The organism is Brachyspira pulli (assembly GCF_036997785.1).
In the GTDB taxonomy this organism is placed as follows: Bacteria; Spirochaetota; Brachyspiria; order Brachyspirales; family Brachyspiraceae; genus Brachyspira; species Brachyspira pulli.
In genome coordinates this window covers 107,715-128,145 of sequence record NZ_JAWLQI010000002.1, presented here as the reverse complement: position 1 = coordinate 128,145, position 20,431 = coordinate 107,715, and the positions used below count along the sequence as shown (strand labels likewise).

The window sequence follows — 20,431 nt, the reverse complement described above, 5'->3', positions numbered from 1 at the left end:
GGATTTTAAGATGAAATTTTTACAAAAGATATCTAAAAGAAATAAAATAATATTTTTGGCGGTTGTTATATTTTTTGTATTTTTTAATCTATATATGTATATAACTGCACATTCTGTAAGAGTAAGATATATAACTTTAGAATTTGAGGATTTACCTAAAAGTTTTGATAATATGAAAGTTGCTTTGGCAGCTGATATGCATGCAGGACTTTATATACCTGAAAGTCAGGTTAAAAAGATGTCAGCTATGATAATGAATGAAAAACCAGATATGATATTATTTGGAGGAGATTATATATATAGTGCACCTCATAAATTCAGCCATTATGATAAAGGAAATACTGATAAATTTAATAATGGAATAAAAGGATTAGAAGCTAAGTATGGTAAATATGCAGTTTTAGGCAATCATGATAATTGGGAAAGTACAAAAGATGTTTCTAATGCTTTATATTTTAATGGTTTTAAGGTTATGGATAATAAACTTTTATATATAACTAATGAAAGCAATGAATATATATCTATAGGCGGGGTAGGTGATTTTTTAACTGATGATGTTAGGTTTGATATTGCAGTCAGCAACGTTAAAGCGGAAGGTTTCCATATACTTTTATCTCATGAACCTAATATACCTTTAAAGAGAGCTAAAGACGGCGGATATTCTAAGGCTATAGATTTCTTTTTCTCAGGACATACTCATGGACTTCAAATAAGTTTTCTTCCTATGTGGGTATGGGAAGGTTTAAATAAAAATAGAGAATATCCTTTATTTGCTGCAATTTACGGACTTATGAATTATGGCAATATGAAAGTGTATGTTACTTCCGGAATAGGAGCTGTTTTATTTCCTTTAAGATTATTTGCCTATCCGGAAGTTGTAATTATAACATTTAAAAGTAAATCTTAAATAATCAAATAAAAAAGAGGCTTTATAATTATTATATTTTTAAGCCTCTTTTATTTTGTTATGAATATAAAATTCTAGTTAAAATAGTTTCGTATAGAAATGACAATAAGGCATAGAACCTTTTTTAGCATAATAATCTTGATGATAATCTTCTGCCTCATAAAAATTCTTATATTCTCTTATTGTTGTTGCCACATCATAATTTCTATCTCTCAACATGCTTACATATTTTTCTGCTATTTCTTTTTCTTCTTGAGTTTGATAGAAAATAGCAGATAAATATTGAGAACCTATATCAGGGCCTTGACCATTTTTTTGAGTGAAATCATGAGTTTCAAAGAATAGTTTTACTAATTCTTCATAAGTAGTTTTTTCAGGGTCATAAGCTACTCTCACAGTTTCTAAATGACCAGTAAGTCCAGTACATACTTCATAATATGTAGGGTTTACTTTATGTCCTCCAGCATATCCGCTTACAACTGAAATAACACCTTTAGATTTTTCAAACCAATACTCTGTTCCCCAAAAACAGCCTGATGAAAAATAGGCATATTTTATATTTTCTGGCATAGCTGCATTTTGTTCCATTTTATCGTCCTTATTATTAATATTTTGACTATTAAGTTTTTCAGAACAAGATATTATTGATAATAAAGACAGTACTGTTATTGTAATTTTTTTTATCATATATTTGAGCTCCGTATTTTGAAATTATTCTTTATTACCTAAAATTGAATTATTTATTTGTATCATTTTCATTAGTGAATTTTTTTACAAAATTTAAAGAAACTGAATTAATACAATATCTGGTTTCTTTTTCTGTAAATCCTTCATTATAAAATACATGTCCCATATGTCCGCCGCAATTAGCACATATTACTTCTATTCTATGTCCGTCTTTTACTAATTTAATATTTTCTTTTATAGCATCATCAAAACTAGGCCACCCAGTTCCAGAATCAAATTTAGCTTCCGAATGAAATAATGGTGCAGAACATATTTTACATACATATACACCATCTTCTTTTATATCTAATAGTGCTCCTGAAAAAGGTGATTCTGTACCTTTATTTATTAACACATGATATTCTTTTGCAGATAATTCTTTCTTTGTATTAGTATCGCCTTCACAAACAGAATATATCTTTTCGTCATCTTCTTTATCACAAGATATAAGACTCATTATTGTTATTATAATTATTAAAATATTCTTTTTCATGTTGTTATTATTTATAATATATTTTTTATTTATTCTTTATCTATGCATTTGCAAAGGGAAAGAATAAGCAGTTCTATCCTTTATGTCAAAAATATTTCCTGTTGTATCTATTAACCTATAATCAAACATATGTGTAAATTTTTTGTATTTAATTTTTGCTGGTAATTGAATAGATTCTATATTTCCGCTATATGAATCTATTCTATATAAAACCATAGCATCAATTTGAGTGTTTGATAATTTCTCCTGAATTATAGCAGGAGTATCTAAATATATTTTATTATCTTCTTTAAGATAAAAAAATCCTCCGCTATAATGATTCAAAAATGATAAAAATTGTATTTTCCATATTATTTTTGTTCCATTGCTGTATAGTGATATAGATGTTTCATTATCTAATAATAATAATTCATCAGCATTAGCATGAAAAATTTTTGAAATTTTAATATCAGAATATCCTATAAATTCTTTAGTTTCTGTTAAAGTATTAAAATTAATATGATTAATTACTTTATTTTCTGTAATTGAAGGATATGTAAATACTATTCTTTTTTCATCAAAACATCCGCTTCTTATAAAAATATTTTCTTTTAAAGTATGTACTACTTTTTTTGCTTCTATATCATAGATAAATACTTTCATTATATTTACATCTCTAGCCCTCATAATTATATATCTTGGATTAGCAGTAAAATTAGCTTCATATACATATAGATTATCTATTTCAAGTAATATTTTGTTTGTACCAATTTCTATTATTTTAAATACATTATTTTGACTATCATTACTTGTAACAGATATTGTCATTATCTTTGTGCCGTCTAATGACAAATCTATAATAGAATATGATCTAGCGTTTTTATGAAATGTTCTGCATATATCTAATTTAAAATCATACAAAAAACTATTGCAGCTTCCTTTATAATAAGGTGTAAATATTCCTTTACTTGTTTTTTGATCAATATAAATATAATAATCTTCTTTATCAATTTCATTATATATTACATTTTGTTTAGATATCATTTATTGACTCCTAATTTTTTATTTTCACTAACATCATTGGTTCTATTTTTATTCCGCTTTTATTTTCTAATACAGCAAAGTTATCATATATTTCTATAACTTTAGCACTACCAACCAATCTTTCAACATTTTTATAATATCTGTATTTATACAGCATTTCACTCGTATACCATACATCACCTTTTTCATTACTTCTAACAGCCATATAACCTCTATTATTAGTAGTTATTGAAGATGAAATTTTTGGTATATTACTGAAATTAGAAGATACAGATGTTTGATTTTCCGGTATATCTAAAACTTTATCTACTTTGTATATATTAAATTCTGCACCTTTAACTATATTATTTTTTTTACCAAGATTTATATATATTTTATTTTCTTCTACTCTTGTAACTAATCCTATTAGAGGCGGATTTCCTAAAAATTTAGATATATCATTAGCAATTTTATTGAATGCAACAGCTGAAGCCCTTCCTAAAGCAGTTTCTGTAAATAAAGCGTCTTCAGCAGAGTATACAGGACTATTATTAGGAAGTGTATAAGTTCCATTATCTGTAAATGATTTTAATACTCTTAAAGTGTTTATATCAATTAAATCTACTTTAAACTTTACATTTGCAGTATCTTTTCCGCCTTTTTTTAGAGTAAAATCTAAAATTTCTCCTGTTACCATATAATCTGAATTAAAAGTTTCTTTTATAAACTCTGAAGCTAATTGCAGATTTGTCTGCATTGTTTTATATGAAAGTACAATATCATAAGAGCTAAAATATGATATTAGTAAATCATAATCCGTAGCATTGAACATTTTTGTATTAATCAATGAGTCTTGTAAAACTCTTGGTATTCCATCATCAACATTATATTCACTTATCCAAGCTTCATTAGTTGTGGAAAAAGGCAATATAGTTATTGTAATAGAAAAAAGATTTATACTATAGAAAAGTATAATAAATAATATAATTTTACTTTTAAAAGAAAACATATATCAATAATCTTTATTTATCTCTTTATCTTTTTTTGGAGTACGATATGACATTAAAGCATTTATAGATATTAATGATAAAAGTATTCCAAAAATAAAAAATATTTTTCTAAAAAAATTCATAATTAATAAATTACCTCTAGAGTATAGTATATTATAATAGTCTAACAATTTCAATAGTTAACATAAAAAATATTATATCATTATTTTTTTATATTTTTTGATGTTCAAATATGTTTGACAACTTAATTAACATAATATATTATATATAGATGAGAAATTATAATAAAAAAAATATAAATGATGAGAAAGCTCTTAGAACCATAAGTCAGGCTAATAAAAAAGCCACTATTTTGGTTCTTTTTTCTGGTATTCTTATTGCATTTATTATAGGTTTTATATTTTACTATTTCTTTGTTAGTAAATTAAATATAGCTAAAAAAAATGATGAACCTTTATATTTTGCAGTTTTATTTATAGATGATGATAGAGAGATTTACGGTTCTTATGTTGGCATAATATCTAGCTTGCATAATAGAATAGGCTTAATAGGTCTTCCTAGAAATATAGCTTTATGGGAAAATGTGGATTCTCCGCCGGTACCTTTGGATATGCTGTATAAAAACGGAGGAGAGAATGCTGTTTTTAGAGCTATAGAAAATTCTGTTGATAAAAAAATAACTTATAGAATTGCTATTGATAATAATCAAATTTCTGATATTATAGATTTGATAGGCGGAATCAAGATGTATGTAGAGGAGCCTATTGAATTTAAAGATGAGGAGAAAGGATACGAACTTTCATTTGGAATAGGAGAGTGGCTATTTACAAGTAATAAAGTAATATCATATCTGCATTATTTGACAATGAATGGATATAAAGATATAGAAACTTTGTACAGGCTAGAAGATATAATTATTAATTCTGCAATAGGTTTAATACAAAGTCCTCAGCTTAGAAATATTATTCATTCTAAAGATATGAGAAAAATTATAGCTTCTAAAATTAAAAGTAATTTAAGACCTCCAGATGTAAAAGCATTTTTAGATATACTAGCAAACAGTAATGAAAGAACATTAGTCATAGAAAATATAGATGCAAGAGTTGATGATAATGGAATTTTAACACCTATATTTGAAGGAAGTGCATTCAAAAAACAGATGAATGATTTAACTCTTTATGTGGAACTTAAAACACAGAAAAGTGAATTAAATAATGAAGATGTTAGTTTGAGTGTATTGAATGCTACTACTGTTGCAGGGCTTGCTGACAGAATAAATATTAGAATGCGTTATAGAGGTTTTGCTGCTGGTGAATATGGTAACTTTACTACAAATTTGAATGAAAGTGTTGTACTCATTAGAGACGGTCAAATAGAAAAGGCATTTATGGTGGCAAATGAAGGACGAGTAAGCCGTGTATATGCCAAAACTGACAGAAGAGTATTAAATAATGCAGTATTAATTTTGGGGAATGACTATTATGAAATTACAGAATAATGAAGAAAATATTAATGAAAATCAATCAAATACTAAAAAGAGAAAATTTATAGATAGAGAAAAAGCTAAAGAATTAACTTTAAAAGCAGCTAAAGCCTTAGATGATAAGAAACTTGAAAATATTGTTATATTGGATTTAGACGGAGTAACAACTTTATCTGATTATTTTATATTAGCAACAGCTTCTTCTTCGCCTCAAATGAAAGCAGGCTCAAATGCAGTTTATAAAGAATTAAAAGAAGATGGTGTAGTTCCTTATGCCGAAAATGATAATGATCCAGAATCGCTTTGGTATTTAACAGATTATGGATTTTTAGTGGTTCATATATTTACTGAAGAAGGCAGGGAATATTATGATTTGGATAAATTATGGCATGAAGCTAAAAAAATAGATATGAATTAAATAAGGAGTGTATTATGAAGAAAATTACAATAATTATTTTATCTGTTATGTTAGTATTTGCTAAACTTTCTTTTGCTGAAAGCGGTTGGCAGTTTGGTATAATGATACCAATAGGAGCTAGTTTTGGCTTTTATAATGTTAATTTTTCAGAACAAGCAAATGCAAATTATATAAATAATTATAGAAAAAGCAGCGGTACAGTTGGTTTTGATGCTGGAGTAAATATACAGGCAGGATATTTGGTGTCAGATGGTGATATAGGAATAAGTTTATTGGCAGATTTAGGTTATGCTCATGATTCTTTTGGATTAGGCAGTACTTATGAGGAAAATGGTGTGAAAATTAAATCAAAAGAATATTATACTTTTGAGAATTTTTCTTTAGGTATACTTCCTAAATTCCATTATAAAAATTTTGCTTTTGGTTTAGGTTTAGGAGTAAAAATACCTTTATATTTAACACATTCAACAGAAGTTGTTAAAGATAATACAAGCACAAAGACTTATGGATATTATGGTGTTTCAAAAATAGACAGTATTATGAAAAATAGTGTTATTACTTATGTGAAATTAACATTTGATTATTCTTTCTATGTTCATGAAGATGTAGCACTTTTAGTTGGAGCTTATCTTGGAACAGATTTTGGTATAGATTTAAGAGGTGCTGAAAAAGTTAGGGTAGACAGCAGAAACTTATCATCATTTGATTTAGGCGTACAATTAGGTTTAAAAATTGGACAAGGTATATTTGATTAAATAAAATGATATTTATACATAATTAATATTTGCAAAAAAATATTAATTATGTTATAATTTATAAACTAAAATGTTTAAGTGCCTGTAGCTCAATTGGATAGAGCATCAGATTGCGGTTCTGAAGGTTGGAAGTTCAAATCTTCTCAGGCACGCTTAATTTAATACCAGGAGAGATGTCCGAGCTGGTTGAAGGAGCACGATTGGAAGTCGTGTGTACGTAACAGTACCGTGGGTTCGAATCCCACTCTCTCCGTATATATGTTATTTATTTTATACATCTCTTATAACGGGGTTCTACGGCAGTTGATGATGAATCCGCCAGGTTCGGAAGGAAGCAACGGTAAGTCAACCCAACTGGGTGCTAGTTCTCCTGTTATAAGGGGCTTTTTTTATTAATTCCTTTTATAAATCCCTTTTTAATTATTTTTTTATATTTTTACTTGTTAATATCTTGACAAAAACAATGTATTTTTATACAATGTATTATTATATTGTTTTTTAGGAGAATTTTAAAATATGGCTACTAAAAAGAAAGAAACTACTGAAGTAAAAAAAGACGGTAAGGCTGAAGCTATTGAAGCTATTACAGATCAGATAAATAAAAAATATGGACAAGGCTCTTTTATGAGACTTGGAAGCAATAAAACAGTTAATGTTGATGTTATTTCTACAGGGGCATTAACTCTTGACCATGCATTAGGTGTTGGAGGAATACCTAGAGGAAGAATTATAGAGATTTACGGACATGAGGCTTCTGGTAAAACTACTCTTACACTTCATGTTATAGCAGAAGCACAAAAGGCTGGTGGATATGCTGCTTTTATAGATGCTGAACACGCTCTTGATCCAGTATATGCTAGTGCTTTAGGTGTAGATATTGATAATTTATATATTTCTCAGCCAAACAGTGGTGAGGAAGCTTTGGAAATATTAGAGAAAGTTGTATCTTCTACAGCTTTTGATATTGTAGTTGTGGACTCTGTTGCAGCACTTGTTTCTAAGGCTGAACTTGCTGGTGATATAGGCGATGCTCATATAGCTTTACAGGCTAGACTTATGAGCCATGCTTTGAGAAAACTTACAGCTATAATAAGCAATACTAATACGGCAGTAATATTTATTAACCAATTAAGACAAAATATTGCTACTACTGGTTACGGTGCCGGCCCTACAGAAACTACTACAGGCGGTAAGGCTTTGAAATTCTATTCTTCTGTAAGACTTGATATAAGAAGAACTGAATGGATAAAAAAAGGTGATGATACTATAGGACATAAAGTGAAAATAAAAGTTGTTAAAAATAAATTATCATCTCCATTTAAAGTAGTTAATTTGGAAATAATATTCGGTAAAGGTATATCATCAGAAGGACTTCTAATAGATTTAGCTATGGAAGCAAAAATCATTACAAGAAGCGGTGCTTGGTTCTATTATAATGGTGAGCAGATTGCACAGGGTAAAGAAAAAGTAAGAGAACTTTTAGCATCAGACCCTAAAATGCGTATGGAACTTGAAATACAAATTAGAGAAACATTGAATATGGGCGGTGTTGATAAAGTTAAAGAAAAATTAGCTGAATATTTAGAGGAGCAGAAAAACGGCGGTGCTAAAGATGCTGCAAAAGAAATAAATAATGATGATGAAAATGCAGAAGCTCCAGTATCAAAGAAAAAATCTAAAAAGGTAGAAGAAGAAGCTATTCTTTTAATGGGTGATGAAGAATCTTATTCAGATGATAATGATGATGACGATGAAACTTACAGCGATAATGATTTTGAGGATACTATTGTAACTCCAGTTAAAAATTAATAAATTTTTTATAGATTATTAAAAAGGCCTTTCTTTTGAAAGGTCTTTTTATTTATTAAGAATAAATTCTATTAATAAAGAATGTACATATTTTTATAAAATGATATAATATATCCTTATATAAAAATTATAATATTGAATGTTTTTAAATGAAATTAATAAAATTTTTGATTGTTTTTTTAATATATATTTTTGTAATATTCAAACCTCTTGCCGCTCAAACTAATATGCAGGCAGGTCTTTATATAGGTGCGGATTTGAATGGACGTTTTAGCCCTTATATGGACGGCGGCGGAAGAATATTACTTTTTTACAGATTTATATCCGATGTATTTCCTGGATATATTTGGGAAGGTATAAAAACTGATGTTGGAATAAGTGATCATATCAGTGCTGAAATGAATAGGCTTACAATATTTGTTAATAGTTCTATTTCTGAGTATTTTAATATAGATGCTAAAATTTCTATGCTTAATTATTATACTTCCTATGCTAAAAGGGGATTTGTAAATTTTAATAGTCCTCAAGATGAATTTGGTACTAATGGTATAGCCAATGCTCCAAAAACATCAAATTTATCTTTTGAGGCAGAGGTAACTCCAACATTCAAAGTAAGTTTTTTAAAATCATTGTTTGAAGGCAGAGGTATAACATTGCAGGCTGGAGTTGCATTTAAATATGTTTATAATATGTACGGTAAATACCATTTAGATTATGATTTGCTTTTGATTAGAGATCAAAATGATATATCATATAAACTTGATTCAATGATTCTTTTTGATTTGCTTCCTTTAACGGTTGGAATTAATTATATGTTAGCTTATATGAATAATACAAAACAATTATGGCATTCTATAGGAGCTTATGCACATTTTCAATATGAGTTTTTAAATAGAATATATACAGAAGTGAATTTAAGAATAGGGCAGTATATATCGCACCCAGAATTTTCTGCAAGATTGTATTTTGATATGAATGCTATGATTACCTATAGAATTTTTTAATTATCTAATTTGTTTTATCAATTTGCAAATAAGTTCTGCTTCATTTTTTTGTAATGTAGGATATATTGGCAATGATATACTTTTTAAATATGCATTTTCTGTATTAGGGTAATTTTCATTTGGTAAATTTAAATACTGATGTAATGGTTTAAATATAGGTCTTGCTACCTCTACATTATGACGCTCAAACATTTTTATTACATCATATACATTCATATTGCCATTAAGCATGCATACATATCTATAATATGAAGGGCTTTCACTGTCATGAGTTGATAGCTTCATCAAATTACTTTCTAATATTGCATTATCATAAAATGAGGCAATATCAGCTCTTACTTCAACCATTCTTTCAAGATGTTTTAATTCTTCTATACCTATTGAAGCTTGTAAATCTGTAGCACAGTAATTGAATCTTTTTATAAAATTTTCTTTTTTATCATAATGAATTATATCTCTTATAGAATCCATACCTTTTTTCTTTGTAAGTATCATTCCGCCTGCACCGCCGGAAGTAATCATTCTAGTTGCAGATAGAGAAAAATAAGCAAAATCTCCAAAACTTCCGAGTAAAGTATCTCTGTATTTTCCGCCCAAACTATGAGATGCGTCCTCTATAACAGGTACTTTAATATCTACAAGTTCATCAATTAAAGCACAATTTCCAAACATATGTGAAACTATAATAGCTTTAGTTTTTTCATTAATAGCTTCTATAACATTGTCCATAGAAATTTGGAAACTGTCTTCATCTATATCTATCAAAACAGGGGTAGCTTTTAAACTTGTAACAACTTGAAGCGGAGATGCATTTAAAAATGATGACATTATTACTTCATCACCTTCGCCAACTTTTAAATGTCTTAATATAAGCTCCAATGCAGCAGTTCCGCTATTAACGAATATAGCTGTAAAACCTTTTCCAAAATAATTAGCAAAAGTTCTTTCAAATTCCTGTATAACATCTCCAGTAGCTAAATTATCGCTAATCATAACTCTTAAAGCTGATTCTAAATCTTTTTTTCTTATAGTTGGTCTTGAATGTCTAATCAATTTAATGCCCCGTAATGATAAAATATGATTAATGATGATACCATAAAATGTATTATTTTCAATATTTATATAAATGTTAATTACATAATTTTGATTGTGTTTTTATAGTATTTTAGTATAATATGCCTTCAATCATAAGGAGAATAAAATATGAATGACTTTATTAGAAAAAATTATATAAATATAATACTTATATCTTTAATAATTTTTTCATTTATACTTAATATAACATTATCTTTTCGTATTATTCCAATAAGAGGAACAGTTGATGATTTTCAGCATTTTTATGATATGTATAGATGGTACGAAAAAAAAGAATTTCCTGTAACTAGTACTAGATTTGAACTATCTGATACCTATAAAGATGAATTTACAACTCCAAGAGTTCCAGGTGGAGCATATTATATATATTATATTCTATGCTATAAATTAGGAAATGAAAATATATATAAAGCTAAAATTGTAAATTATTTATTTAGTCTTCTATTAATATCTCTGTTTATATTTTGGGTTTATAAAAGACTTGGACTTTTTGTATGTTCTTTGATTTCTCCTCTTATTTTGCTTAATGGATATTTCGTTAAGGCTATGACTAATTTTTGGAATCCTCATTTATCATTAATATTTAGTTTTATATTTTTTATATTGTTATTTGAATATATTTATGCTATAGACAAAAACATTTATAGGAATGCTGCTTTATCTTCTACTTTTATTTTTCCAATATTAGCTATTATGGCACAAGGACATTTTGTTACTTTTTTCTCTATTATTCCAACTATGATATTTTATTTGATATTAACTTATAAGAATACATTAAAATATTTAAAATATTGGATTTTGGGAGTGTTTTTATCGTTTTTAGAATATTTACCTTATTTGATTTCTGAAATAAAAAGTGGATTTATGAATTTACAAGGTGTATTATCTTTAAGAGAAACTTTAATTTGGTTTCCATTTCCAAAGATCCAGGCTTTATTTTTATTTCCTACTAATGAAATGTCTGCTTTTTATTTGAAAAATTTTGATAATATAATTGAGTTTTGGATTTCAGAGCCATCATATATATATGGTTTGGTATTTTTAGTTTTAAATCTTATATTTTCAGTTTATTGTTTAATAAATATGTTTTATTTTGTTTTCAATTTTAAATATAAAACTAAGAGTGATAATGAAAATGTATCTTTAAAATTATCAAGGTTTTTTATTATTTCAATATTCATAACAATAATATGTTTTTTTATATCAAAATCAAAACCGGGTTATTTCCATTATTTATATAGCTTTTTTTCTTTATCATATATTCCTATAATATTATTGCTAGTTCAAAAGGAAAAGTTTATTTTTAATAATAAAAAAATATTTGTAGTTTTTATAATATTTTTATCATTAAACGCAGTAGCCATGTTTGGTACTATTGATAGATATATTAACAGATTTGAAAAAGGGTTATCTGAGTATACTAATAATTCTATAATAGATTTTTTTGAAAATAGAGAAAAGAATAAATAGTTATTTAATATATAATTTTGTTTGACTTTATTATGGCTATATTATATACTACTGGAAGTAGTAATTTTTTTTAGTTTTAAGGAGAATATATAATAATGAAAAAATTATTAATTTCTTTTTTTGTTGTAATGTTGCTTATTGTATCATGCTCTAATAAAAATACAGAAAATAACAAAACAGATACATCAACAACAACAGATGCAAATAAAGTATTAAAAATAGGTATATTACAATTAGTGGAACATTCTGCATTAGATCAAGCTAATAAAGGTTTCGTAGATGGTTTAGCTGAAGCAGGCTATATAAATGGTGAAAATATAGAGATTGATTATCAAAACGCTCAGGGAGATCAAGCTAATTGTGTTACAATAGCTCAAAAATTTGTTAATGATAGAGTAGATTTAATACTTGCTATAGCAACACCAGCAGCACAAGCAGTTGCGAATTTGGCAAAAGATATACCAGTATTAATTACAGCAGTTACTGACCCTGCAGATTCTAAATTGGTAGCAGATAATAATTTTCCTGGAGGTAATGTAACAGGAACATCAGATTTAACACCAGTTGAAGAACAAATGGAGTTATTAAGAAAACTTATACCTTCAGCTCAAAAAGTTGCTTTTTTATATAGTTCAAGCGAAGCAAACTCTAAATTCCAAATAGATATAGCTAAGAAAAAAGCAGATGAAATGGGATTATTATATGTAGATGCTACAATAACAAATCCAAATGATATACAGCAGGTTGTACAAAGTTTGGTTGGCAAAGTTGATGTTATATATGTACCAACAGATAATATGGTTTCTGCTGGTATGGCTAATGTTATAGCTATTTCTAGTCCAGCAAAAATCCCAGTAATATGCGGTGAAGCAGCTATGTTAGATGCCGGCGGATTAGCTACTTATGGTATTGATTATTATGAGCTTGGAAGATTAACATCAGTACAAGCATCAAAAATATTAAGCGGTCAATCTTCTCCAGCTAATATGCCTATAGAGTATATGAAAAATCCTGTATTAAGCATAAATACTAATGCTGCTCAGGAGCTTGGAGTATTAATACCAGCTGGTCTATAATAATTAGAATTTAAAATATTAAATAAAAGCCTATATAATTTTATATGGGCTTTTTGTTTTTTGGTGCATTATGAATAATATAAAAATAACAATACAATATGATGGTACAGATTTCTATGGCTGGCAGATACAGCCGAATTTAAGAACAGTTCAGGGCGATATATATAGAGCAGTACAAAAAGTATATGGTGAAAAAATCACAATATATGGCTGCGGAAGAACTGATGCAGGAGTTCATGCTTTAGGTCAAGTTGCTAATTTTAGAGTTCCTAAAATGCTTGTTCCTATTAATAAAGTTCATATAGCTTTGAATTCTTATTTGAATAGAGATGTAAGAATAATAAAAGCTGAAGAAATGGAAGATGATTTTAATGCAAGAGCTTCAGCTACATTCAGGGAATATTTATATATTGTTCAAAATAGTTCTACTTCATTTCCTTTTTATGAGCGTTACAGTTGGTTTTATAGAAAGAATGTTATAGATGAAAAATTAATAAATGAATATGCTAAATATTTGATAGGTGAGCATAATTTTACTTCTTTTTGTTCTACAGAAGATGAAAATGATTCTAAATTTAGATATTTAGAGAGAGTTAAAGCTATAAGAAAAGGAGATACAATATATTTTATAATAAGAGGTAATGCTTTTTTACATAATATGGTTAGAATTATAGTAGGTACTTTAGTAGAAGGTCAAAAAAAGAAAATGCCTACTAATTTTATAGAAGATATATTAAAGAGTGAAGATAGGTCAAAAGCATTTGTTACAGCACCAGCACATGGACTTTATTTCAGGCGTGCTTTTTTTAAAAATAGTTAAAATATTAAAAAAAAACTTGAAATAAATTTTTTATATGTTATAATATTTAACATATCTGTTTGGAGAGTTCGTTCAATTGGTAGAGCAGCGGTCTTGAAAACCGCCGGGCTAACACCCATGTGGGTTCGAGTCCCACACTCTCCGATTTGTTATTAGCTTCTTTTTATAAGGGGCTTTAGCTCATCAGGATAGAGCACTGGTTTCCTAAACCGGGTGGGCAGGTTCGAGTCCTGTAAGCCCCAAAGTGTTATCCTAATTAAAGAGTCTTAAAATGACTATCAAAGATTCTATTTCATATTTTTTCAATTTTAATAAGCTTAAAAAAATAAAATTATTTGTTTCTGATATAGACGGCGTTATGACTGATGGAAGATTAATATTCGATGATAATGGTGTCGAAAGTAAATTCTTTCATACTCAAGACGGAATGGGTGTTGTAATGGCATTAAAATCTGGTATTAAAGTAGCTGTTATATCTGGAAGTAATTCTAATGTTATAAAGACTAGATTTGATAAATTTAATAAACATGGTTTTGAAGATTTAATACTTGGTGAAGAAAATAAAATGCCAGTTATTTTGACTTTGATAGGTAAATATGGTTTAAATAAAGAAGAAGTAGCATATATTGGCGATGATTTAATAGATTTAAAAGTTATGAGATATGTTGGAGTTTCTTTTGCTCCTAAAGATGCAACTGATGAAGCTAGGAAAGCTGCTAATATAATATTAAGTAAAAAAGGCGGATATGGGGCTTTTAGACTTGCTGTTGATATGATTTTAAAAGCTAAAGGTATTTATGATGAGGTTATTAAAGAATTTTAATATATTAATAATATCTTTTTTGTTATGTGTATTATTCATATCATGTACGGATTTTAAAAATCTTGGAAAAGAATTTGAAACAAGTGATAATTTTGTACCTCCGCCAGATATGGAATTCTATGGCTTTAGACGGGAAAGTTATGATACTAATTTTAAACAATTAGATTCCTATGCCACTAATGCTAAATTCTATAATAAGAAAAAAATAGTAGAACTTTATGACAGCAGAACATATACTTATGATTCTAACCATACAATAGCTGCTAGTATTTCTGGTCAATTTGTTACTATAAATCAAGAAACATTATTTACTCAAATATATACTAATGTAGTGGCAAAAGCTTCAAATAATACAACTCTTTATACAGAATATTTGCAATGGGATAATAAAAAACAAAAATTTAAAAGTCCTGTTCCTATACGTGTAGAACAGGAAGATGGAAGTTGGCTTACAGGAAGCAGTATGGAAGGAGATATGGGGTTGGAACATATTACAATATATAATGAAGTTGATGAAGGTGATGCTATAGGAGTGCCGGTTGCTGAAGATCAATAAAGTTTTTTTAATTATATTAATTTTATTTATATTTGCATTAACTTTAATCGCTCAATCAAGAAGAAGTGCTGATAAATTTACATTCAATAATAAAACAAAAGTTTTTCAATATACCGGTAATGCAAAATTGGAAGATTCATCTGCAGTTATTACAAGCCATGTTATGACTTTTTATCAAGAAACAGAATTGGCTACATTCAGCGGCGGAGTAAGACTATTAAGTAAAACAAATGGTTCTACAATAACAGGCGGTTATGCTAGTTATAATGGAAAAACAAGATATGCTTATGTTAAAAATAAACCAGTATTGAAATCTCCTACAAATAATATGACAATAAGAAGTTCTTTTATGGAAAGAGACTTTAATACTCCTATTGCAAAAGCCATTAGTAATGTTCATTTGACTCATGTTGATAGGGAAAGTAAAAGGAAAACTGATGGATATGCTGATAATCTAATATATGATATGGATAAAGAAACAGCAGTTTTAACAGGAAATCCTAGACTTTATCAAGGTTCTGATAGATTAGAAGGTGAAATATTAGAGTATAATGCAAAAACTGCCACAGCTAATGTTATGGGCAGGGGTAAAATATATGTGCTTCAGACAAATAATTATATTAACTCCGGAGCAACTAATAAAAAGAATAGTAATGTCAGTAATTATAATATTATAGTTGCAGATAGATTGTTTTTAAATCAATATGGCGGTAAAGATAATAATACACGTACTTTATATGCTTATGGCAATGTTACAGCTTTCTTCTATGAAGAAAATATGATACTTAAAGGTGGTTATATAGAGTACGAAATAGATAATGAGCATATATATATGTATCAAGAACCTTCTGTAAGAATACCAGATAGAGGAATTATTGCTTTTGGCGAATGGATAGAATATAAAAAAGATGAGCAATTTAAAGATGTAATATTTCACAATGATGTTGTAATGCTTGATTATGATGAGAGTTTATCTTTAGAGGGTGATTTACTGCATTTAGACCCAGATACTAAAGTTGCTACAGTAAGCGGTTCTCCTAAAGCCTATGTTGAAGATAGAAGCATGAAAATTACTTCTGTTACTATGCAGATGTTTAATGATGAAGAAAAACTTCGTGCCAATGGAAATGTATTTGTAGAAGGAAAAGATATGAATTCTAAAAGTGCTTGGGCAACTTATTTTGATAAACAAAAATATTTAAGACTTTGGGGTGAAAATCCTTATTTAAAACAGAAAGATAGTGTTGTAAGAGCCAGAGAAATAAAGTATTATATAGATACTCAAAAAATAGAAGCTACAGGTGTTAGCGGTGAAATACCTCAGTAATATAATAATTTTGATGTCTTTCTTTTTATTATCATGTCAGGAAAGTACTGAGCCTTTAAAAAAAGAAAAAAAATATGAAGTAAACATAACTTATATAGAAGATGATGGAATATCAGCTTTTAAACCTAGAGATTTTTTAGATATTTTTGATGATGATTTATCTAAACTTACTTATGATATTTTAGGCTATAATATAAAATATAATTTAAAAAACGGTATTACAGATGAGACATTTTATAGTGCTAATAGAAAAGTAATAGTTAATAATGCAGATGTATTCAAAAGAGATTATATAGATATAAAAAATATAGATTATAATGAATTAGAAAAAAATATAGTTTATTCTCTTTCTAATGAAACAAGCTTTAATATAAAAAGATTATTCGGCTATGAATATGGAACTCCTTTATATACAATAGCTCAAAGTATAGCACCATCTTATGTAGAAAGTATACTTGATGTATGGAGTACTCCTTTACAAACTAGAAATGAATTATTGATTGGTAGTAGATTCATGATTTATACTGCTTTATATTGGAGAATGATAGCTAATGAGTTTAAAGATTCTTCTATAATTATTGTAAATATGCCGCTTACATCAAATTATGTAGGTATGAGTGCCAAGTCTATTGCAGATGGCGGATTTGTAGATAGATTGGTACTTGAGAATAATAAGATTAGACCAAGTAAATCAATAGCTATAATCAGTACTTATCATTTTTTACAGTCTAATGCTGATTATGAAACAATAAAAAATATGTTCTCTTATTATATTGTTCAAACTATTGCAATGATGTTTCCAAAATATGATATTCATGAAGATAAACATTCTATAATGGCTGAAGTAAATAGATTTGATTATGTTAACTGGTATAGTAATATAGTTAACTTCCAATTGAAAACTCCATATAAAACAATCAAAGAATATAAAGATAATATAAAAATGTAATTACATTAAAAATAGTATAAATTAACTATATAAAACTAAACATTATCTATTAAATGTCTATGAAAAACAATACAAAATATAAAAAATGTCTATTATTAATGTATAAAATGTATAAAATTATACTTATGCTAATAAACATAATACTAAATTTGTCGTAAATTTATATAAAACACTATTTACTTAAAAAGAAAAGAAGTTACAATTTGCATATAAACATTTTATATATTGTGTCGATTTTAAAAAGGTGGGAGAAAAAAATTGTTATGAAAAAAATACTTATTTTATATATTCTAATGCTTACGACTTTTTCAGCGGCTTTTGGATTTGATGAAGGTTTTATATGGGCTTTAAAGGCAAATTTTAATGGAACAGCAACTATGCCTTCAATAAGTGATGAAGATTTATATAAAATTGGTGCTACTTATATGAAAGGCGGAGTAGGCTACACTATGGATGGTGAAGCTGAATTAGGTTATTTATTTGGTTCTGAAAAATGGTTTGGATTAGATAGTAATAAAATATTTAGCGGAATGAGTGTATTTGGTTCTATAGGTGTAGGAAATGGAGCTGTTTCTCAAAAAGCTGGAGGAAGTTTCGGAGGAGTGTCAGCAGATATGGTTATCAATATTAGTTACGCTCCGGTTATAAGTTTTGGTGTTGGAACTAAGGCTTATTTTTTTGAAAGCAAACTTGCTGTTGGATTACATATAGGAGCTAAAATGATAGCTGATTTATCTCCTTCATATTTAGCTTATTTTGTTCAGGAGATGCCTGAGTTCCCTGAAGTTGGAGAGATAATAGTAACAGATTTTATGATAAAGAATATGAATCCAGTAATGTTTAGTATGAAATTTATGCTTGAATATAATCAGCCAATAAATGACAGAGTTGAAGTTATATTAGGAGGATATACAAGATTTAATATATATACTCCTAAATACATAACTATGCCTCAAAGTTTATTAGACTTGATGAATCAAGGTTTACAGGGAGATGGAAGACCAGCATTTGATACAACAACTCCTTTAAAGTCATACTATATTAATTCTCTAGATTTCGGTATAACATTAGGCTTAGCATTTAAGGGATAATTATGAGAAAAATATATTTATTATTTATTACTATAATAGTGTCATTTTTAATGATGTCTTGTAGCGGACATTTTTTCAATCCTAGATATTATTTTAATAAATCATCTAGTTCTTCATCAGGCGGTGCACCAGATACAGGACCTGAATCACCTCCTGAAGAGATAGACCCTAATGAAGATCCATTTTTGAACGGCGACTGGAATAGCCCTACTTATGGTGGATATGATGCCAGCAAATTTAAAAATTGGTTGTTTAAAGCTAGTTTCCAAGCTGATAAACTTCCTATATATACATTTTTTGATGATGATAAAGGAAGATATTGGATATCAGGCGGAAAGGATTGGAATGATATATCTGCTGAATATTATAATGGTATAAATGGTGAAAACTATGCAGATAGTTCTATTATGAAATCTAGTATTACAGATTTAAAAGTTTATAAATATGCTGGATATAATCCTCTTTATGATAGTAGCGGATATTTACCAGGAAGAATAGATAGATTTAATTTTTATGCTATAAATGGAAAAGCTGTTGTAGTAACACTTAAACAATATTTAATAGCTGTTGATACTTATTCTAAATTTATATTTGCTTATGGTGAAATTACTAAAGTTGATGAAGTAACTGTAGCTGGTATTATAAAAGAAAAAGTACCTAGTCAATTTGAGGCTATAGAAAAGTATGCTGATAAACGTCCTTTCTTTGAATATGACCCTATTGGTTATGTAAAAGAAGATGGTTCTGTAGTTTTATATAAACATTATATTGATGAATTCGTTGCTTCGCCTACTACTTATGAACCTAAAATACATTTGGACTTTACTTCTATAGCAGAACATAGAGAAGATGGTCAAGGTCGATCTCCTTATTTGCCAGCAAAAGAATTAGAAGAAATGACAGAAGATCAAATAACAATAACTGCAAAAAGCTTGAAAAATATTAGTATGAAAAGTTCTGATGGAACAGGAAAATGGGGATTCCTTCCTCCATTTACATATACAGTACAAAATCATGGCTATTTTACTTATGGTATAGGAGCTAAAGTTTCAAGTGATGTAAATTCGCAAGTAGAATATTTAGAGGATTATTATCCTAGCGGTGTTGGTATAAGTACATTAAAATTAAATAAAAAAGATTTACAAATAAATATAAATGCTGAAAAGACATTCACAGGTACAAAATCGTATTCTGTTAAAAATATAAAAGAAAATGAAACTTATATAATATTGTCATCTAGTATTTATAAATATAATACTTTATTATCTTATATAGATACAGATAATTTAGGAGAAAATGGAAGCGGTATTGTTGCTACTTCTGATACACCTAAAGTAAGATTAAAATATAATTCTGATAAAGAATGTTTTATTGTTGATAGTTATGAAGAAACAGAAAATACTAAAGTAACTTTTGATAATAACTTTACTATTAAATTAGGAGAGAGTAAAGATTTTACAATAAAATATAAATATCTAAAAGGTAATGATTCAAATGGTGAAGAGTTTGAAATTACTTATACTTTACAATTTGAATCTATAATATAATATTTTATAATATTTTATATAGACTGTAAATAGGTGTAAAAACTTATTGGCAGTCTATTATACTTAGGAT

The 20,431-nt window shown here is 27.7% G+C and carries 20 protein-coding genes, 4 tRNA genes and 1 other RNA gene; 20 read left to right on the top strand and 5 right to left on the bottom strand.

Features of this window, described 5'->3' with window-relative positions; all coding sequences use genetic code 11:
• The first annotated feature begins 10 nt into the window (after positions 1-10).
• Complete coding sequence (locus R4K56_RS01175; RefSeq protein WP_335771534.1) at positions 11-907, top strand: metallophosphoesterase; 897 nt, start codon at positions 11-13, stop codon at positions 905-907.
• A gap of 78 nt (positions 908-985) precedes the next feature.
• On the opposite strand, the gene msrA is transcribed toward R4K56_RS01175, so the two are convergent.
• From msrA to R4K56_RS01155, 4 genes are read right to left on the bottom strand one after another with little or no spacing between them, the layout of a single operon-like run.
• On the bottom strand, positions 986-1,594 hold the full coding sequence (gene msrA, locus R4K56_RS01170) for a peptide-methionine (S)-S-oxide reductase MsrA (RefSeq protein ID WP_335757115.1): 609 nt from the start codon (positions 1,592-1,594) through the stop codon (positions 986-988).
• 49 nt (positions 1,595-1,643) lie between these two features.
• Positions 1,644-2,126, bottom strand: coding sequence for a peptide-methionine (R)-S-oxide reductase MsrB (gene msrB / locus R4K56_RS01165; protein ID WP_335771535.1), 483 nt, complete (start codon positions 2,124-2,126; stop codon positions 1,644-1,646).
• 36 nt (positions 2,127-2,162) lie between these two features.
• On the bottom strand, positions 2,163-3,149 hold the full coding sequence (locus R4K56_RS01160) for a hypothetical protein (RefSeq protein ID WP_335771536.1): 987 nt from the start codon (positions 3,147-3,149) through the stop codon (positions 2,163-2,165).
• Positions 3,150-3,159: 10 nt separating this feature from the next.
• On the bottom strand, positions 3,160-4,137 hold the full coding sequence (locus R4K56_RS01155; protein ID WP_335771537.1) for a hypothetical protein: 978 nt from the start codon (positions 4,135-4,137) through the stop codon (positions 3,160-3,162).
• Between the two features lie 272 nt (positions 4,138-4,409).
• Between R4K56_RS01155 and R4K56_RS01150 the strand changes: the two genes are divergently transcribed.
• The 8 genes from R4K56_RS01150 (at position 4,410) to R4K56_RS01115 (ending at position 9,607) form a co-directional block, all read left to right on the top strand.
• Positions 4,410-5,636, top strand: coding sequence for an LCP family protein (locus R4K56_RS01150; RefSeq protein WP_335771538.1), 1,227 nt, complete (start codon positions 4,410-4,412; stop codon positions 5,634-5,636).
• Complete coding sequence (rsfS, locus tag R4K56_RS01145) at positions 5,620-6,039, top strand: ribosome silencing factor (RefSeq protein WP_335771539.1); 420 nt, start codon at positions 5,620-5,622, stop codon at positions 6,037-6,039. Before R4K56_RS01150 ends, rsfS begins: the two co-directional genes overlap by 17 nt.
• 14 nt (positions 6,040-6,053) lie before the next feature.
• Positions 6,054-6,794 carry a hypothetical protein gene (locus R4K56_RS01140; RefSeq protein ID WP_335771540.1) on the top strand — a complete coding sequence of 247 codons (741 nt, stop codon included), beginning with the start codon at positions 6,054-6,056 and terminating at the stop codon, positions 6,792-6,794.
• A gap of 78 nt (positions 6,795-6,872) precedes the next feature.
• Positions 6,873-6,946: transfer RNA gene (locus R4K56_RS01135), tRNA-Arg, on the top strand.
• A gap of 15 nt (positions 6,947-6,961) precedes the next feature.
• Positions 6,962-7,047: transfer RNA gene (locus R4K56_RS01130), tRNA-Ser, on the top strand.
• Between the two features lie 31 nt (positions 7,048-7,078).
• Positions 7,079-7,173, top strand: an RNA gene (ffs, locus tag R4K56_RS01125) — signal recognition particle sRNA small type.
• Positions 7,174-7,310: 137 nt separating this feature from the next.
• On the top strand, positions 7,311-8,603 hold the full coding sequence (recA, locus tag R4K56_RS01120; RefSeq protein WP_335771541.1) for a recombinase RecA: 1,293 nt from the start codon (positions 7,311-7,313) through the stop codon (positions 8,601-8,603).
• A gap of 149 nt (positions 8,604-8,752) precedes the next feature.
• A complete protein-coding gene (locus R4K56_RS01115; protein ID WP_335757108.1) occupies positions 8,753-9,607 on the top strand; it encodes a toxin A in 855 nt (284 codons plus the stop codon).
• Here the strand turns inward: R4K56_RS01115 and R4K56_RS01110 are convergent, their stop codons facing one another.
• Positions 9,608-10,660 carry a DegT/DnrJ/EryC1/StrS family aminotransferase gene (locus R4K56_RS01110; protein ID WP_297296371.1) on the bottom strand — a complete coding sequence of 351 codons (1,053 nt, stop codon included), beginning with the start codon at positions 10,658-10,660 and terminating at the stop codon, positions 9,608-9,610.
• Between the two features lie 150 nt (positions 10,661-10,810).
• Here R4K56_RS01110 and R4K56_RS01105 point away from each other — a divergent pair, with 150 nt between their 5' ends.
• The 11 genes from R4K56_RS01105 to R4K56_RS01055 all read left to right on the top strand — a co-directional run bounded on the left by R4K56_RS01105 (position 10,811) and on the right by R4K56_RS01055 (position 20,361).
• Entirely contained in the window at positions 10,811-12,172 is a 1,362-nt protein-coding gene (locus tag R4K56_RS01105; RefSeq protein ID WP_335757107.1) for a hypothetical protein, read from the top strand.
• A gap of 95 nt (positions 12,173-12,267) precedes the next feature.
• The gene (locus tag R4K56_RS01100; protein ID WP_335757106.1) at positions 12,268-13,248 is read left to right on the top strand and encodes an ABC transporter substrate-binding protein; all 981 of its coding nucleotides are present in this window, start codon (positions 12,268-12,270) and stop codon (positions 13,246-13,248) included.
• A 70-nt stretch (positions 13,249-13,318) separates the two neighbouring features.
• Positions 13,319-14,068, top strand: a complete 750-nt coding sequence (gene truA / locus R4K56_RS01095) for a tRNA pseudouridine(38-40) synthase TruA (RefSeq protein WP_335757105.1) — start codon at positions 13,319-13,321, stop codon at positions 14,066-14,068.
• Between the two features lie 61 nt (positions 14,069-14,129).
• A tRNA-Ser gene (locus R4K56_RS01090) sits at positions 14,130-14,212 on the top strand.
• 25 nt (positions 14,213-14,237) lie between these two features.
• Positions 14,238-14,310: transfer RNA gene (locus tag R4K56_RS01085), tRNA-Arg, on the top strand.
• A 29-nt stretch (positions 14,311-14,339) separates the two neighbouring features.
• A complete protein-coding gene (locus R4K56_RS01080; protein ID WP_335771542.1) occupies positions 14,340-14,891 on the top strand; it encodes a KdsC family phosphatase in 552 nt (183 codons plus the stop codon).
• Entirely contained in the window at positions 14,869-15,447 is a 579-nt protein-coding gene (lptC, locus tag R4K56_RS01075; protein WP_335757120.1) for an LPS export ABC transporter periplasmic protein LptC, read from the top strand. The genes R4K56_RS01080 and lptC overlap by 23 nt, the downstream gene beginning before the upstream one ends.
• On the top strand, positions 15,431-16,774 hold the full coding sequence (locus tag R4K56_RS01070; protein WP_335771543.1) for an LptA/OstA family protein: 1,344 nt from the start codon (positions 15,431-15,433) through the stop codon (positions 16,772-16,774). Before lptC ends, R4K56_RS01070 begins: the two co-directional genes overlap by 17 nt.
• Positions 16,758-17,723 carry a hypothetical protein gene (locus R4K56_RS01065; protein WP_335771544.1) on the top strand — a complete coding sequence of 322 codons (966 nt, stop codon included), beginning with the start codon at positions 16,758-16,760 and terminating at the stop codon, positions 17,721-17,723. Before R4K56_RS01070 ends, R4K56_RS01065 begins: the two co-directional genes overlap by 17 nt.
• A 263-nt stretch (positions 17,724-17,986) precedes the next feature.
• Entirely contained in the window at positions 17,987-18,814 is an 828-nt protein-coding gene (locus R4K56_RS01060; protein ID WP_335757101.1) for a hypothetical protein, read from the top strand.
• A 2-nt stretch (positions 18,815-18,816) separates the two neighbouring features.
• The gene (locus R4K56_RS01055) at positions 18,817-20,361 is read left to right on the top strand and encodes a hypothetical protein (protein ID WP_335771545.1); all 1,545 of its coding nucleotides are present in this window, start codon (positions 18,817-18,819) and stop codon (positions 20,359-20,361) included.
• The last annotated feature ends 70 nt before the right edge of the window (positions 20,362-20,431 follow it).